The sequence below is a fragment of the Paraniabella ginsengisoli genome, from assembly GCF_022513635.1.
Taxonomy (GTDB): domain Bacteria; phylum Bacteroidota; class Bacteroidia; order Chitinophagales; family Chitinophagaceae; genus Niabella; species Niabella ginsengisoli.
Genome location: NZ_JAKWBL010000004.1, coordinates 112,549 through 129,837 on the forward strand (window position 1 = coordinate 112,549; position 17,289 = coordinate 129,837).

A 17,289-nucleotide genomic window follows, 5' to 3' on the forward strand; every position below is an offset into this window, starting at 1 on the left:
TGGAGGGTTTGTGACAGGACAAAAAAGAAGGCGACTTGCGCCGCCTTGAATGTTTTCACAACGGAATAATCCTTATTGTGAATTGCTTTCAGATATAAATATAAATAGATATTTTGTATTTTAGGACTTGAAAAACAATTTTTTATGAGGACGATTCTTGGTCTTGATTTAGGCACCAATTCAATTGGCTGGGCACTTATCCAACAAAACTTTGAAGACAAACAAGGTGAAATCCTTGGGATAGGTAGCCGTATTATTCCGATGTCTCAGGATATTTTAGGCGAATTCGGAAAAGGGAATTCTGTTTCGCAAACGGCCGAACGTACCGGATACAGAGGTGTTCGGCGATTACGAGAGCGTTATTTGTTGAGAAGGGAAAGGCTGCACCGCGTGCTAAACGTTTTGGGTTTTTTGCCGAAGCATTATGCTGCTCAAATTGATTTTGAAAAACGTTTGGGCAAATTTAAAGCCGAAACAGAACCCAAACTGGTTTATAATAACGGGGATTTTATTTTCAAAAACTCCTTTGAAGAAATGCTGGCCGATTTTCGGCAACATCAACCGCAGTTACTGATAAATGAAAGGGGCGAGCCAAAATTGGTTCCTTACGACTGGGCTATTTATTATCTGCGTAAAAAAGCCTTAACACAAAAAATTGAGAAGGAAGAACTTGCCTGGATACTTTTAAACTTTAATCAGAAGCGGGGTTATTATCAGTTGCGCGGCGAAGAGGAAGAGGAAACCCCAAATAAGCTTGTGGAATTTCACTCGCTGAAAATAGTGGATGTAATAGCAAATGAAGCCCAAAAAGGGAAGGCGGATATTTGGTATTCGTTGGTTTTAGAAAATGGATGGGTTTACAGACGTTCGAGCCAAACACCTTTGTTTGATTGGAAGGACAAGATTCGCGATTTTATTGTGACTACCGATTTAAACGACGACGGTTCTGTAAAAACAGATAAAGAAGGCAACGAAAAAGAAGTTTTCGTGCACCGGGCGAAGACGACTGGACTTTACTAAAAAAGAAAACGGAACAGGAGATCGATCAATCCAACAAAACTGTCGGCGCATATATCTATGATACTTTACTTCAAAATCCTAAACAGAAAATAAAAGGCAAGCTGGTTCGAACCATCGAGCGTAAATTTTATAAAGATGAATTGAAGCAAATTCTGGAAAAACAAAATGAGTTTCATATCGAACTACAAAGTAATGATGTTTATAACGATTGTATAAGAGAGTTGTATAGAAACAATGAGGCACATCAGCTACAATTGGACAAAAAGATTTTGTGCATTTGTTTTTGGATGATATTATTTTTTACCAACGGCGTTGCGCAGCCAAAAATCTTCTATCGGAAATTGTACGCTCGAATATCGTATTTATAAAGATGAAAACGGGGTACAGCAAAAGCAATACATAAAAGCAGTTCCAAAGTCGAACCCCTATTATCAGGAATTCAGGCTATGGCAATGGATGTATAATTTATCTATCTACAAAAGAGATGATGATGCGAATGTTACGGGAGAATTTTTAAACTGTACAGGAGATTGGGAAAACCTGTTTGACTTTTTAAACAACAGAAAGGAAGTAGAACAGAAGCCGGTTTTAAAAAACTTTTTGGAACTCAAGGGATTTAAAGGAAAACTGCTGAACGCGGAAATTGAAAAGTATCGATGGAACTATGTTGAAGACAAAAAATACCCCTGCAACGAAACCAAAATCCTTATCAGCACAAGATTGCAGAAGGTTGAAAACATTTCGGATGATTTTTTGACCCGTGAAATGGAGCAGAATTTATGGCATCTTATCTATTCAGTAACCGATAAAAAGGATTATGAAAAAGCACTAAAATCCTTTGCTATAAAACATGAAATAGACGAGACTTCCTTCGTTGATGCGTTTAAGAAATTCCCGCCCTTTACTAGCGAGTATGGCAGTTATTCAGAAAAGGCTGTAAAAAAATTATTGCCTTTGATGCGAATAGGTAAATATTGGAGTTGGGAAACTATTGATGAAAAATCAAAAGCAAGTATTTATAAAATTTTGACCGGAGAGTACGGTGAAAACATCAAGGACAGAGTAAGAGAAAAGTCTGTTCATCTCACACAAGAAAATCATTTTCAAGGATTGCAATTGTGGCTGGCGCAATACATCGTTTATGGCCGCCATTCAGAGGCAGACATTGCAGGCAAGTGGAATTCGGTTAAGGACTTGGAAGATTTTTTAGAAGAATTCAGGCAACATTCGCTTCGCAATCCAATTGTAGAGCAGGTTGTAACCGAAACGCTTCGTGTAGTAAAAGATATTTGGGCAAAATATGGTAACGGAGCAAAAGATTTCTTTAGTGAAATTCATGTGGAGCTGGGTAGGGAAATGAAAAACACAGCTGCTGACAGAAAAATATTAACCAACCAAATTACAGAAAACGAAAAAACCAATCTTCGTATCAAAGCCTTGCTGGCAGAAATGATGCAGGATGGCAATGTAGAAAATGTGCGCCCTTATTCGGTCATGCAACAGGAAATTTTAAAACTGTATGAAGAAGGCGTACTCAATTCTGATATTGAGATTGAAGATGATATTTTGAAAATCAGCAAAACGTCTCAGCCTTCTTCTTCCGATTTAAAACGCTACAAGCTTTGGTTGGAACAAAAATACCGTTCGCCTTATACAGGGGCTGTCATTCCTTTAAATAAATTGTTTACACCCGAATATGAGATAGAACATATTATTCCGCAAAGTCAATATTTTGATGATAGTTTTAGCAACAAAATTATTTGCGAAGCAGCAGTAAATAAATTGAAGGATAATCAAATTGGTTTAGCCTTTATTAAAAACCATCATGGGGAAACGGTGCAATTAGGGAGCTATTATAACGGCATATTCAACCCAACAAAAAATGCTGTAAAAACAGCAAAGGTATTTGAAGTAGCCGCTTATGAAGATTTTGTAAAACAACACTATACTAAAAACCGAAGCAAACGCAATAAGCTGTTGATGGAAGAAATTCCTGAAAAGATGATTGAACGGCAAATCAATGATACAAGATATATCAGCAAATATATTTCCAATTTATTGTCAAATATTGTACGTGAGGATGCTAATGATGATGGTGTCAATTCAAAAAACCTTATTCCCGGAAACGGAAAGATAACCAATGAACTCAAACACGATTGGGGATTGAATGACGTATGGAATGAATTAATTTTACCCCGTTTTGAGCGGATGAACCATATTTCCAATACTAACCATTTTACCACTTGGAATGAAAACTATCAAAAACTTTTACCAACCGTTCCTTTAGAATTATCCAAAGGGTTTTCAAAGAAAAGGATTGACCACCGCCACCATGCTATGGATGCTTTGGTAATATGCGCCACGAAAGACCATGTAAATTTATTAAACAATCAATCTGCAAAATCAGATTTGAAGCGATATGATTTGCAAAATAAACTAAGACGTAAAGAACCCTATTTTAATGAAAAAATGCAAAGGCAAAAAGATGCATTCAAAGAATTTATAAAACCTTGGGAAGCTTTTACACAAGATGCCCGAACTGCTTTAGAAAATATAATAGTGAGCGTTAAGCAAAATCTTAGAGTAATAAATAAAACAAAATTTGCGGGCCTAACATACAAGGAAAGTAAAGAAATATCTAATAATAAAAATTGGGCCATAAGAAAGCCGATGCACAAAGATACTGTTTCGGGTTCTATTCAGTTGAGAAAAAGAAAATGGTTTCTTTAAACATTGCGTTAGATGATATTGCCAATATTGCAGATAAAGCTTTCCGAAAAGAAGTGCAGGCTTTAACAGCAACAGGCTTTGACAAAAAGAAATTGAGCAAACACTTTAAAGAAGTAAATAATCAATGGAATGAACGGGATATAAACAAAGTAGAAGTTTATTATTGGGAAAATGACAACGTAGCTTCAAGAGTTTCGCTAAATGATACTTTTGATGAAAAACGGATTGAAAGCATTACTGATACCGGCATTCAGAAAATTTTATTGAACCATCTCAATAATTACAAAGGGCGGTTGGACGAAAAGGGAAAAGAAATTCCGGCTTCTTTATTGGCATTCTCGCCTGAAGGAATTGAAGAGATGAATAAAACTATTGCAGCCTTGAATAATGGCAAACCTCATCAGCCTATTTTAAAAGTGCGTACTTACGAGCCTAAAGGAAATAAATTTACAATAGGTCAGACCGGAAATAAAAAAGAAAAATATGTAGAAGCCGCCAAGGGCACCAACCTTTTCTTTGCTGTTTATTGGGATGAAGAAAAGAAAAAGAGAAACTATGAGACTACTCCTTTAAATGAAGTAATAGAACACCAAAAATGGAGAGCTACATTGCCAAAGGAGGAACAAAAGAGTACAGCAATGATTCCTGTAAAAACAGAAAATGGAAGCTTTCTTTTCAGCTTATCGCCGAATGATTTGGTGTATGTGCCAACGGAAGAAGAAAAGGGGAATATCACAGCGATAGATTTTAGCAATTTGAACAACCAGCAAATAAATAATATTTATAAAGTGGTTAGCTTTACGGGAAATCAAATATTTTTCATCCGCCACAATGTGGCTACTACCATAGTTAATAAAGCGGAATTTTCATCCTTAAACAAAACCGAAAGAACTATTGATGGAATGATGGCCAAGGAAACATGCATCAAACTAAAAGTGGACAGATTAGGCAACATTTCAAAAGCATAAGCCATGATCAAACGCACTCTATACTTTGGCAACCCGGCCTATCTTAAAACTAAAAACGAGCAATTGATTGTTGAGCTACCCGAAACAAGCGAGGTGAAAACGGCGGCCATTGAAGATATTGGCTTATTGATTTTAGATCATGCACAAATAACCATAACACAACCTGTGTTGGGCAAACTGCTGGAAAATAATACCGCCGTTATTACCTGCAACCACACGCATCATCCGGTTGGATTGTTTTTAAATTTAGACGGACACACGCTACAAAGCCAGCGTTTTAAGCACCAGCTTGCAGCTTCCGTGCCTTTACAAAAGCAACTTTGGCAACAAACCGTAATGGCCAAAATTACTAATCAGGCTAATTTGTTGGCGCAAAAACGAATAGCCAATAAAGCGCTTATCAATCTTGTTTCAAAAGTAAAAAGTGGCGATAGCGATAATTGCGAAGCGCAGGCCGCCGCTTATTACTGGAAACATATTTTTCCGGAATTTTTAAATTTTAAAAGATTTAGAGAAGGTGAACCTCCCAATAATTTACTCAATTATGGCTATGCTATTTTAAGAGCCGTTGTAGCCAGAAGCCTTGTTGGTAGTGGCTTGCTGCCCACTTTGGGTATTCATCACCGCAACCAGTATAATGCTTATTGTCTGGCCGATGATGTGATGGAGCCTTATCGGCCTTATGTAGATAAAGTAGTTTGTGATATTGTACGTAATAATGGAAATTTTTTAGAAATGACGCCCTCCATGAAACAGCAACTGTTATCCATTCCTGCAATGGACGTAATGATGAACGACGAAAAAGCCCGTTGATGAATGCAGTACAACGTACCACCGCCAGCCTGGCTAAATGTTTTGAAGGCGGCACACGAAAGCTACTTTATCCATTAATGCAAAATACAATTGCGTGACATGAATTTTGAACGACTAAATGCATACCGTATTATGTGGGTACTTGTCATGTTCGATCTACCAACCGAAACAAAGGCGCAACGGAAGATATATGCCAGGTTCAGAAAGCAAATACTGGATGATGGTTTTACTATGTTTCAGTTTAGCATGTATATACGCCATTGCAGCAGCCGGGAAAACGCAACCGTACATGTACAACGGGTTAAAAATATTTTGCCTGCCAAAGGACATGTAGGCATTTTAAATATTACCGATAAACAATTTGGATTGATGGAAATTTTTAGGGGGAAAGAGCCGATAGATGCTCCCGTAGGTACGCAACAATTAGAACTATTTTAAAAAATGAAAGAAAAAACGGAGATGATAGAAATAAAAAAACGGGAATTTATCCCGTTTTTTTATTCTGTTGACAACCTGAAAGCCTTTACTGTTGAGGGTTTTGACAAAACCTGTTGTCAAAGACCAAAGTTAATTCGAAAGTTGAAAGCAATTCACAACGCCATCGGCATCGGGTGTGCCTGTAGCTGCGTTGTCAAAGACCAAAGTTAATTCGAAAGTTGAAAGCAATTCACAACCTAATACGCTGCTCGTATTTTTTCTTTTGTGTTGTCAAAGACCAAAGTTAATTCGAAAGTTGAAAGCAATTCACAACTCTGAACCTTGCGGTATAGCATAATGCAATGTTGTCAAAGACCAAAGTTAATTCGAAAGTTGAAAGCAATTCACAACCAATAGGCCATCGGCCACTGTTGTTAAAAGTTGTCAAAGACCAAAGTTAATTCGAAAGTTGAAAGCAATTCACAACACGACGTATGCACAACCCCGGCAAGATGCTGTTGTCAAAGACCAAAGTTAATTCGAAAGTTGAAAGCAATTCACAACGGAGTTGCGCACGTTTCCTAATGCACCTTTGTTGTCAAAGACCAAAGTTAATTCGAAAGTTGAAAGCAATTCACAACCAATTGACTGTGCTTCTTGATCTAATGTGTTGTCAAAGACCAAAGTTAATTCGAAAGTTGAAAGCAATTCACAACATGTCGCTTAAGATTAAAAATATTCCACATGTTGTCAAAGACCAAAGTTAATTCGAAAGTTGAAAGCAATTCCAATAAATCAAAACGATGAAATCCAATTATCTATAAAAAAATTCATGTATGTTTGAGCAGAATGAATCCATCAAATAAAAAATCTCCAATTGAAAAACTGGTAAGCCCTATCCAAAGCTTTATTCAGCTTGAAAAGTCAGGAGGAATCGTTTTAGGCATTAGTGTTGTTATTGCACTGATTTTAGCAAACTCAGGCTGGTCAGATATTTATCATCACTTTCTGGAATATACATTAGGATTTCAATGGAACGGAACAACTTATTTTGAATTTAACCTTCACCATTGGATCAATGATGGACTGATGGCGGTATTCTTTTTTGTTGTCGGGCTTGAGCTAAAACGAGAAATTATTGCTGGCGAACTCTCCAATCCCCGTAATGCGCTATTGCCTATTGGTGCTGCCTTGGGCGGCATGGTCGTTCCAGCAGCCATTTATCTTCTTTTTAATTCATCAGGCGGAACCCATAGTGGCTGGGGCATACCAATGGCGACAGATATTGCCTTTGCGCTGGGTGTACTGCATTTGCTTGGCAAAAAATACCATTATCATTAAAAGTATTTTTAACGGCATTAGCCATTGTTGATGATTTGGGTGCCGTGTTGGTTATTGCATTTTTCTACACATCTGATATTTCTACATGGCATTTAATTATAGGAAGTGCTGTTTTGTTGACAATGTATATTGGCAATAAACTGGGCGTAAGAAGTATTTTCTTTTACGCTATCTTAGGTATCGGTGGTGTGTGGAGTACTTTTTTATTATCAGGTGTTCATGCAACAATCGCTTCTGTACTTGCGGCTTTCACCATTCCGGCCGATGTAAAAATTAAAGAACAGCTTTTTATTGATAAGATAAAAAAATACCTCGATCGATTTAAAAGTATTGATCCAATGGAGCATAAGCCAACACTTACTTACGAACAACTTCATGTAATAGAGCGTATTCAGGACGCCTCAGTTGCGGCAACACCTCCGCTGCAACGCCTCGAACATGCAATGCATCCGCTGGTTACCTTTATCATTATACCCATTTTTGCCTTGGCTAATGCAGGTGTTTCTTTAGATATTGATCCCGATAATTTATTCAGCACGAATGTGGCTGTGGGAGTAGCTTCCGGGCTACTGCTCGGCAAACTGCTTGGTGTTGTTGGCTTTACCATGCTGCTTATCAAATTGAAAATTGCTAAGTTTCCAGAAGGCATGAACACTACAAATTTAATTGGAGCGGGCTTGTTAGCAGGTATCGGATTTACCATGTCACTCTTTGTTACATCGCTGGCTTTTACCAACGAGGTTTATATTGTGCAGGCAAAGATTGGCATTTTTGTAGCTTCCATTATTGCGGGAATAGCTGGCTATATCGTGCTCAATAAACAATCGAAAAATCAGTTTCTAACAAACTAAGTATTCGTAAAAACACAACTTACTGGCTTTTCAATAAATACAACCTACATAAAAATACATAATCCTTTAGCACCTTGGCTACTATGATCCGCCTTTGGCGGAATCTATATCTCTTTAAACGGGTAACTATTTATCTATCTGGTTTTTTTGAAATCTTTTCTAATCAACAATATTCCATTTTTTTCCATCAAACTTCACTTCCACTTTAGACAAATACCACGATCCGCCTTTGTTATTATTTCCCTGAAAGAATAAATAATAACGCCCGTCTTGGGCTTTAAATATATCTGGGTGGCCCGACTCGCTTTCATTCCATGATCCGGGTTTGCCATTAGGCAGAAAAGGAACATCAGACATACGCTCCCACCGAACGCCGTCTTTGCTTTTTGCTACACCAATTTGCTGCGGCTCGTTATTATAAGCGCCGGCATAAAACACATAAAGCGTCTTTCCGATCTGAACACAACTGGCGCCTTCCACACATTGTTTTTCCCAATCTAAAGAAGGTTTTAAAATAGAACTGTCAACAAGTTGCGTCCATTCATTCCTGTTAAAAGAAGTATTTAAAGAAGTAGTGGCAGCAACGCCTTGCATTTGAATTTTGTAAGAGCTATCCCTGGTAGCAAAATAAAGAAAGTACCGGTTTCTGAATTCGACTACTTCCGCATCAATCGCTCGGCCACAGGTCCATTCACCAGTTGGACGAAAGATCGGGTTGGTTGCGTTTCTGGAAAAATGAATACCATCATCAGAAATGGCGTGGCATATCGCATCATTCTTTCCATTGCCATAAGTCTGATAAAACAAATGCACTTTATTATTTTTCACCAATGCACCAGGTGCGCAAAGCCCGTTCTTTTCATAATCCGCAGCAGGTGTAATAGTGCCGATCTTTTTCCAGTTAGTCAGATCTTTGCTGGAGGCTATACCAATGCTCCAGCTTTGATTATTATGCCCCGGCACAGAATAGTACATCAGATATAGTCCTCTGAAATAAACAATCTTGGGATCTTTCGCGATAGGCCTTGCAATTACCCCCGAATCGCTATAATACATAGCTGGTTTTTGCTGTGCTAATGCCACTGTACTGCAAAAAAGAAAAAATATAACTAATAATCGCATATTGTTTTTTAATAGTTAAACAAATTTATTTAGTCGGCTATAAACAAATGGCATCTTCCTTGCCACGCTCGTTTTATCGTCCCGACTATATCTCATCCTATATAAACGAACCTAACTAATACATAGAAAATCAACTCATATTTATCGTCATCCAGAGCGAAGTAAAACGTAGCTGAGGGATCTCCTGCCACTTTCAGAGATTGCTCAGCTCCACTTTGTTCCGTTCGCAATGACGATCTAATCAGCTCTATCTACTTTCTCACCATCCGGCATCCATACACGCCTCCAGCGGTTTTGTTCGGGTGTGCTTGAAAACGAACTTTAACCATCTCTTTTTGAACAGCCTCTTTCGGAATTTTATAACTGACATCAAAAAATTGTTCGGGAACATTTTTATTTAAAGTCTGCGTTGCAATCTTTACATCATTTACATAAATATCGAACTCCCTTTTACCGGCATCGCTGCCCCAATAAGTTACAATAAGTTCATTCGCTGATCTCGGATCGACTTTCATATCAAATGCAAACCAGCCACCGTTTTCGGCATGTCTCCATTTACGGCTTCCAAATTCTCCGGCTGTTGTATTTTCTCCTTCCAGGTTATGATCGCGTTCTGGCTGCATTTCTCCGATGCCCAGGAAATCAGTTGTCCGGTCTTCCAGCTCTTTTAATCTTTTCTTTTCTGCCTCATACGCCAGTTTTTTCTGTTGCCATTCGCTTTGCGTAAAAAGATCCCAGTACACGCTATAATGCTGATCGTATGTTTTATAGAACGGCTGCAATGTTACGTCGAAAGGCTGGCCAACACCAGCTGTACGAAATAGGAGTGGCTTATCGGCAACTGGTTTTGTATGTGCAAGCAACTGCTCTTTATTACTAACCCAAACCGGGGATACCATTAAAGGATCTTTGAGTTCTTTTCCTAACAAGCCGCTTAATACAACCGGCCCGTAAAGCATTGCAATGCGGTTTTTGTTATCAGGCATCGATTCTGTGTATAGGTTCATTTTCGCAACTACTTTTATCTGGTCATTGTCTTTCCATTTTCTGCTGATTGAAATATATCCGTCACTACCTTTCTTTACAGATTGCTTTTGTTCATTTACATAAATATCAACTCCGGCACTAGCCCACTTTGGGTGACGAATTAAAACGGGAAAAGTTTGCGGGTTTTGAGTTTGAATTTGAATATTGACTACATCGCTTTCTGGAAATTTTGTTTGTTGAGTAATGGTTACACCTTTTTCTTTCCAGTTAAGTACAGACGGGATAAAAAGGTTTACATATAGCCCGCCATCTTTACTTCTTGCATAAATATTTTCGCCATATTTTACATGGTTTTCCATGCCCGTCCCGGTACAGCACCAAAAGGATTCAAAAGGTGTACTAAATTCTTTTTCACCACCCATCCTTAAAGGCACATAATAACAAACCATTCCATTGTCAGGATTTTGAGAAGCCAGAATATGATTATACAAAGCCCGCTCATAATAATCGTTATACTTGGCAAGACTATTCCAGGCAAACAGATGTCTGCTTAGCTTGAGCATATTGTAGGTGTTGCAGGTTTCTGTGGTATTTCCATCCAGCCGATCGTTCAATTTATTCGGCTCACCAAAATGTTCGTTCAAACTATTGCCGCCAATAACATATGAATGATCGGTAGTAACCGTTTGCCAGAAAAAATCTGCTATGTTTTTATCTTTTTGATTGGCTGAAGTTTCATAGATCCTTGCACAACCAATTACTTTTGGAATTTGCGTGTTGGCATGTTTTCCCGCTAACTCATCTTTTTGCATTGATAAAGGATCAAGCACATGACGGTGATAAAAACGATTGGCAATGTCCAGGTATTTTTGATCTCCGGTAATAGCATACATGTTAGCAAGTGCATCATTCATTCCACCATGTTCGCAGGCTAACATTTTTTGCATTTGTTCGTCCGACAACTTATTGGTAACATCAATTACCCAATCACACAATTTTATGGCAACATGTTTTGCCTGTTGATTATCTGTATAAAGATAGGCGTCCAAAATACCTGACAATACTTTGTGCACCGTGTACCACGGAACCCAGCCTCCGTTCAAATCAAAGCCCTGACTTCTTATATCACCCGCCGCCACTTGCTTCCAAATCCTGTCTTCATCCGGTATGCCGCCAACATAACCTGTTTTTCTTTTATCCTGGCACAGCGCCAATTGTTTGATAATATAGTCTGCTCTTTCTTTAAAAACATCGTCAGCAGTTGCGGCAAAGTGCAATGCACAGGCAGATAAGTAATGCCCTAAAGAATGCCCCGAAACACCTCTGCTTTCCCAACCGCCGTAGATCTTTCCTTTAGTCGGCAGGCCTGCGTTTTCATAAAACCGATATAACAAACGATCGGGTTCGAGCGATAACAAGTACGCTGCTTCTGCATCCGCAGCTTTTTTAAAAGGACCATCAAGCAAGCGCACATCTTTAAGATTAAACGCATAAGATTCCAGCGCCACTACCGGCTTGACTTTTATTTTATCATTGTCGAACTCCGGCACGTATGACTGAGCGCTAACAAAAGACACGGCCATTACACCAAGGATGAAAAATAGGGCAATCTTCATTTTACAATCGTTTTAAGATCGAACTTGTTTAAACTTTTAATTCGCCTCGATAACACAGAAACATTTCCGCTGATCTGCCACGGCGAGACAAGGTTTCCGCAAATTTAAAACATCGCAGATACTCGCTGATACGTTCTCAGCGGCTAATCTGCGCAAAAAAATCAGCGATTATCAGCAGGCAAATTCTAAAGTTAATGCTGATCTTTTGACAGGCCAATATATTTCTTTAAGATATCAATTTCTTTAGCATCATACGGGGTAAAATCACTTCGGTATAAATCGTGTTGCCAAATTGGAGCAGGCGGATCGCCGGGCCTGTGTCCCCACGGGAGATCTGTTTGTGTCTTGCCATTTACAAGCCCCCACAACATACAACCCACGCCTTCATTATAAAATACTTCCAGGCTATTGGCAATTGTACTTTGCCAGGGACGGTTCATCCACTCGGTACAAATCACAGGCCTGTTATGTTTCTTTAGCTCTTTGATATGTTTAAGCAACGCTTCTTTATTTTCATAATTGTGAAACGTGATAATATCAGAATGTTCAAAAATAATCTCATTCAATCGCGGGTTCTTATCGAATACATCAATCGTTAACGGTTGTTCAGGGTTAATGTCGCGCGCCCATTTTATCACTTTTTTCAACAATGGCAATGTCGTAGTTCCCAAACCACCATTCGTTGGTTCATTGTATAAATCCCAAAATAAAATACGATCATCATTTTTAAAATGATTGATAACAGCTTTCACATATTTTTCTAAACGTGGATGTGTTGTGGAGTCGATCACCATGCTATGACCCGGACTTGGCGACCAAGCCCAGGCGTACCAACCAGGCAAAGGCTCCGGTTGCTTTCCGACTTTAGGGTCGTGTTGTATGCCAAATGCACAATCATCAAAAAGCGAAGGCACAAATTTGATGTTGTGTTTATCGCAAATCTTTGTAAAAGTATCAAGCGTTTTTAAAAAATATTCCGGGTCATCCTCATAAACGGCAAATTGCAAAACAGCGCGTAAAACGTTCATCCCAGATTGCTGCGCCAAAGCCAGCTCTTTGTCTATCGCTGTCGGATCGAAAGTTGTTTTATCCCACATGGCTGTATAATTAATGGCGTATGCAGGAATATAATTAAAGCCACAATACCAGGGGTTTTTGTTGTACCAATCCCATGCTTTTTGCGTAGACCATTTCAGTGAACTGTGTTGCGCAACGCTACTCTTCACGCAAAAAGAAAGGTGCATATTATCAATGCTATATTTTTCATTTCAATAGTTTTAATTATTCTTAAATGGAATTGGTTAAAGTTATTTTACCACATAGAAACATAGGTTATCATAAACAGGGAACAGAAGAACATATAAGTTTCATTGCCAGAGGCTATGTTCCGCCTCCGACGGATGCTATACATCCTAAAACGAAGCAAATGCTATGTTTCTATGTTGTTTATAAAAGTCCAGAAAAGGGTAATAGAAAAAATAATGTTATAACAACAGCGGGTTTAAGTCACTCGCTGCTTTTTCTCCGGGTGCCAGCCCTTGTAACCAGCGATTCCGGTCATTTTCCTGATGCTGATTAACGGGTTCAATAACCGTTGCTTCATCAGCAAAATAAATGATGGTCATCACTTCTCTTGTAATGTCAGACTGATTGCCAGGTGCTGCATGTAACGTCCATCCGTAATGCCATGTCGCGTCACCAGCCTGCATTGCTGTTGCGCGCGTTACATTGTAACCCTGCTTGCTGATGTAATCATTAAGAGCAGCTTCAGATTCATCAGAAATAGCAATGTTTTTTACAGAGCCTTCTTTGTGCGACCCAGACGCAAACGTCAGCATACCCATATCTTCTTTAATATCAACTAATGGCATCCACATCGTTACGGTGTTGTTAGTACTTAATGGCCAATAATACTGATCCTGATGCCAGGGTGTAAACCCACCGCCCGCCTCTTTATATAAAGCCTGATCATGATAAATACGCACATTATCAACGCCCAACAAATCAGCTGCGATTTTTGCAAAACGGTTTGCCAGCGTAAACTTTTTTACTTGCTCGTCAGATTCCCATAAATTCATAATCTGCAGAAAGGCTTTTCCGTAAGTATCCCGCTCTTCAAGCTTTCTTGTTTCCGTGTTATACTTATAGGCCGCCTCATTAATCACTTCCCGATATGCTGCAACTTCGGCTGCGCTCATAATATTTCGAGTAATCGTATGCCCCTCCTTTCTAAAAGCTTCAATTTGTTCAGGCTCCAGTATTACTGTTTCTTTCAGTGATGGTAAGTTAATCGTATTCATACAGCATTTTTTTGTTTTACAAACCAACGATATATAAAGCATGTTTAAAAAGGCAATTTTGGCTAATTTGTGGACTATTTTGTCATAATTATAGTTTTAATTCATTTTATTAGTCAATATTAGCAATAATATGAAACCAGCCTTTGAAGCGGTAAAAGCCTCGGTACATAGTTCTTTTGTAGTAAGAAAATTTTGAGAAAAAATTCTCTGCACCATACCATTATCATCCTGAATATGAACTTACGTTTATAGTAAAGGGATCTGGCAAACGTTATGTAGGCACGCACATGCAGGATTATGTGGCTGGCGATCTTATACTACTGGGTTCAAATGTGCCTCATTGCTGGAAATCTTCAGAAGATACAAATAGTCAGTCAGTTTCCATAGTTGTTCATTTTAGAAACGATTTTTTAGGAAATGATTTTTTTCAACTTCCTGAAATGCGGAAAACAGCACAGTTATTAAACGAAAGCTCCAAAGGGCTTCACTTTAAAAAGTACACAGATTCCGTTAGAAAGAATATGGAGCAGTTATTAAAAGAACACGACAATCACAAAAAATTAATGTTGCTGCTTCATCTCCTGCAACAGCTTGCCACGCAAACAAAATATGTGGCATTGCAAAAACAAAATCAATTAGAAGCTCTGTCTTCCTCTGATATGATGCGCATACAAAAGGCACTTGGTTACATTGTTGATAATTTTAAAGAAGGCATTTCATTGAATGAAGCAGCAGCAGTTGCAAATATGTCAACCACTGCATTTTGTAAATACTTCAAACGCGTAACCCGGAAAACATTTATTGAAACAGTGAATGATTACAGAATTGATTTTGCTGTTCGCGAATTAATCAATACTGATAACTCAATGGCGCAAATCTGCTACGACAGCGGCTTTAATGATCTTTCCAATTTTTATAAAACCTTTCGATCGAAAATGAAAATAAGCCCGCTACAATACAGAGTTTCATTTGATAAAAAACTTAAGTAGCTTGTTATATCGTCGTTGCGCAATCGATTGACTACTGCAATTGGCATCTTCATTTACTGAAAGTTCTTACTTTTAAGAGCCTTTATTAGTAAGATTGATATAAAGAAAGCTAACGCTACAACTCAGGAAAAAGACTTTGACATAATAATAAACAAATCAAAAACATGAAATCAACAAAACGATTCAGCTGGCTAATTACCAACATTGCCATTCTTATTACTTTTATTTTCCTGCAACTTTCTGCAACGGCGCAAACACCTGCCACACCAAGCTGGGCGAAAGAAACTGCAGCAGCGAAAGAGAAACGTATGCAATGGTGGACCAATGATCGTTTTGGAATGTTTATACACTGGGGGCTGTACTCATTACCAGCAAGGCATGAGTGGGTGCAAATGAATGAACGCATCAAACCTGAAGATTATAAAAAATACTTCGACAATTTTAATCCCGATTTATATGATCCCAAACAATGGGCAAAAGAAGCAAAGGCGGCAGGAATGAAATATGTTGTATTAACATCAAAACATCATGAAGGATTTTGTCTTTGGGATAGCAAATACACAGATTATAAAGTAACCAACACTCCTTACGGAAAGGATCTGCTAAAAGATTTTGTCGATGCTTTCAGAGCAGAAGGTTTAAAGGTAGGATTCTACTACTCTCTTATCGACTGGCATCATCCTGATTTTGTTATGGATGGCGGACATCCGCCAACGCCGGTAGATAAAGAAGAAAGAGCCAAAGCAAATGAAGGTCGTGATATGAAAAAATATCAGGAGTATATGAAAAACCAGGTAACCGAATTGCTTACAAAATTTGGAAAGATAGACCAGTTGTTTTTTGATTTTTCATACAATGGTAAAGAGTATAAAGAATGGGATTCGGAAAACTTATTAAAACTTGTAAGAAAGCTACAGCCCGATATTATTGTTAATGACAGATTAGGCTTTCCTGTAGAAACAAGCTGGGGATGGGATTATAAAACGCCCGAACAATTTATGCCGAAGGAATGGGTTAAGGTAAACGGACAGAATGTTCCCTGGGAAACCTGTCAGACATTTTCGGGATCATGGGGTTATTATCGGGATGAATATTCCTGGAAGAGTCCTGAGCAATTGATTGTAATGTTGATTGAAACAGTAAGTAAAGGAGGAAATCTTTTATTAAATGTAGGGCCAACTGCAAGAGGGCATTTTGACGAGCGCGCTTCTGACAGATTAACTGCAATGGGGAAATGGATGAAGTTCAATAGCCGCTCTATTTACGGTTGCACCGAAGCGCCTGAAAGTTTTAAAAAGCCAGCCAATTGTCTGCTTACTTACAACCCAACAACAAAACGTTTATATATTCATGCCATGCAATGGCCTTTTAAAACACTTACTTTGGAAGGATACAAGGGCAAGTTTAAATATGCACAAATATTAGAAGACGGATCTGAAATCAAATTTTCAACTAACACAAGGTCTGGCGGACACACAACTGAAACATCTGGCGAGAACGATGTGATGCTGCATTTGCCTGTACGAAAACCTGGTTCAACAATTCCGGTTATTGAATTGATTTTGGAATAAGATTGTAAAATCTAATAGCTTTCCATAATTGGAAAGGATGCTACGAATGCACGAATCGGTGGTTGTCAATACAAATCATTCACTCAAAAATTCGTGCATTCATGGCATTTTCTTTCTAAGTTTTCAATTGCGAATATTATCTAAAAAAATATATTAATGAATTGCAGACTCGCATTTTTTCTTGGAATTATAATCTCTCAACTAAATACAAACGCCCAGCAGGTTTGTCCGATTATACCGCAGCCGCTTAAAGCAGCATTAGTATCACAAACTTTTGTGCTGAATAAAAATACTGCTGTTGCCATCAGTCATGATTCGTTAGCCTCAGTTGCTTTGTATTTACAACAGCAGTTGTTGATTCAAACCAAGATTCCCTTAATCATACAAAAGAGATCAACCCTTCCTTCCATCAAACTATCAATATCTAAAAAAGGAAGAAAAGCAGACGCATACACGCTTTCAATGAATAATAAAGAAGTTCATATTTCCGGAGAAACAACCAAAGGAGTTTTTTACGGTATTGTTTCTTTTTACAATTAGCAGAACAGAGCAAAAAATCTGCAG

12 protein-coding genes, 2 pseudogenes and 1 CRISPR repeat array are annotated in these 17,289 nt (G+C 38.4%); of the genes and pseudogenes, 10 read left to right on the top strand and 4 right to left on the bottom strand.

Annotated features, from left to right (window positions below):
* The first annotated feature begins 144 nt into the window (after positions 1-144).
* The 6 genes and pseudogenes from MKP09_RS17600 (at position 145) to nhaA (ending at position 8,140) form a co-directional block, all read left to right on the top strand.
* On the top strand, positions 145-1,020 hold the full coding sequence (locus tag MKP09_RS17600) for a hypothetical protein (RefSeq protein WP_240831634.1): 876 nt from the start codon (positions 145-147) through the stop codon (positions 1,018-1,020).
* 312 nt (positions 1,021-1,332) lie between these two features.
* Complete coding sequence (cas9, locus tag MKP09_RS17605) at positions 1,333-3,750, top strand: type II CRISPR RNA-guided endonuclease Cas9 (RefSeq protein WP_240831635.1); 2,418 nt, start codon at positions 1,333-1,335, stop codon at positions 3,748-3,750.
* On the top strand, positions 3,738-4,718 hold the full coding sequence (locus tag MKP09_RS17610; RefSeq protein WP_240831636.1) for a hypothetical protein: 981 nt from the start codon (positions 3,738-3,740) through the stop codon (positions 4,716-4,718). Before cas9 ends, MKP09_RS17610 begins: the two co-directional genes overlap by 13 nt.
* A 3-nt stretch (positions 4,719-4,721) precedes the next feature.
* On the top strand, positions 4,722-5,531 hold the full coding sequence (gene cas1 / locus MKP09_RS17615) for a type II CRISPR-associated endonuclease Cas1 (protein ID WP_240831637.1): 810 nt from the start codon (positions 4,722-4,724) through the stop codon (positions 5,529-5,531).
* 99 nt (positions 5,532-5,630) lie between these two features.
* Entirely contained in the window at positions 5,631-5,969 is a 339-nt protein-coding gene (gene cas2, locus MKP09_RS17620) for a CRISPR-associated endonuclease Cas2 (RefSeq protein WP_240831638.1), read from the top strand.
* A 112-nt stretch (positions 5,970-6,081) separates the two neighbouring features.
* Positions 6,082-6,741: direct repeats of the CRISPR family, unit length 47 nt; unit sequence GTTGTCAAAGACCAAAGTTAATTCGAAAGTTGAAAGCAATTCACAAC.
* Positions 6,742-6,797: 56 nt separating this feature from the next.
* Positions 6,798-8,140: pseudogene (nhaA, locus tag MKP09_RS17625) on the top strand (Na+/H+ antiporter NhaA).
* Positions 8,141-8,299: 159 nt separating this feature from the next.
* Here the strand turns inward: nhaA and MKP09_RS17630 are convergent.
* The 4 genes from MKP09_RS17630 to MKP09_RS17645 form a co-directional block, all read right to left on the bottom strand.
* The gene (locus MKP09_RS17630; protein WP_240831639.1) at positions 8,300-9,262 is read right to left on the bottom strand and encodes a family 43 glycosylhydrolase; all 963 of its coding nucleotides are present in this window, start codon (positions 9,260-9,262) and stop codon (positions 8,300-8,302) included.
* 251 nt (positions 9,263-9,513) lie between these two features.
* The gene (locus MKP09_RS17635; RefSeq protein WP_240831640.1) at positions 9,514-11,865 is read right to left on the bottom strand and encodes a glycoside hydrolase family 127 protein; all 2,352 of its coding nucleotides are present in this window, start codon (positions 11,863-11,865) and stop codon (positions 9,514-9,516) included.
* A gap of 191 nt (positions 11,866-12,056) precedes the next feature.
* Positions 12,057-13,109 (bottom strand): cellulase family glycosylhydrolase, encoded by a 1,053-nt coding sequence (locus tag MKP09_RS17640; protein WP_240831641.1) that lies wholly within the window; start codon positions 13,107-13,109, stop codon positions 12,057-12,059.
* Between the two features lie 240 nt (positions 13,110-13,349).
* Positions 13,350-14,165 carry a phytanoyl-CoA dioxygenase family protein gene (locus MKP09_RS17645; RefSeq protein ID WP_240831642.1) on the bottom strand — a complete coding sequence of 272 codons (816 nt, stop codon included), beginning with the start codon at positions 14,163-14,165 and terminating at the stop codon, positions 13,350-13,352.
* A 206-nt stretch (positions 14,166-14,371) separates the two neighbouring features.
* Here MKP09_RS17645 and MKP09_RS26550 point away from each other — a divergent pair.
* The 4 genes and pseudogenes from MKP09_RS26550 to MKP09_RS17660 all read left to right on the top strand — a co-directional run.
* Positions 14,372-14,521 (top strand): annotated as a pseudogene (locus MKP09_RS26550) (cupin domain-containing protein); the annotation flags it as partial.
* 84 nt (positions 14,522-14,605) lie between these two features.
* Entirely contained in the window at positions 14,606-15,154 is a 549-nt protein-coding gene (locus MKP09_RS28340; RefSeq protein ID WP_394801128.1) for a helix-turn-helix domain-containing protein, read from the top strand.
* A 164-nt stretch (positions 15,155-15,318) separates the two neighbouring features.
* Positions 15,319-16,725 carry an alpha-L-fucosidase gene (locus MKP09_RS17655; RefSeq protein ID WP_240831643.1) on the top strand — a complete coding sequence of 469 codons (1,407 nt, stop codon included), beginning with the start codon at positions 15,319-15,321 and terminating at the stop codon, positions 16,723-16,725.
* A gap of 156 nt (positions 16,726-16,881) precedes the next feature.
* Positions 16,882-17,265, top strand: a complete 384-nt coding sequence (locus tag MKP09_RS17660; RefSeq protein ID WP_240831644.1) for a glycoside hydrolase family 20 zincin-like fold domain-containing protein — start codon at positions 16,882-16,884, stop codon at positions 17,263-17,265.
* Positions 17,266-17,289: the final 24 nt, after the last annotated feature.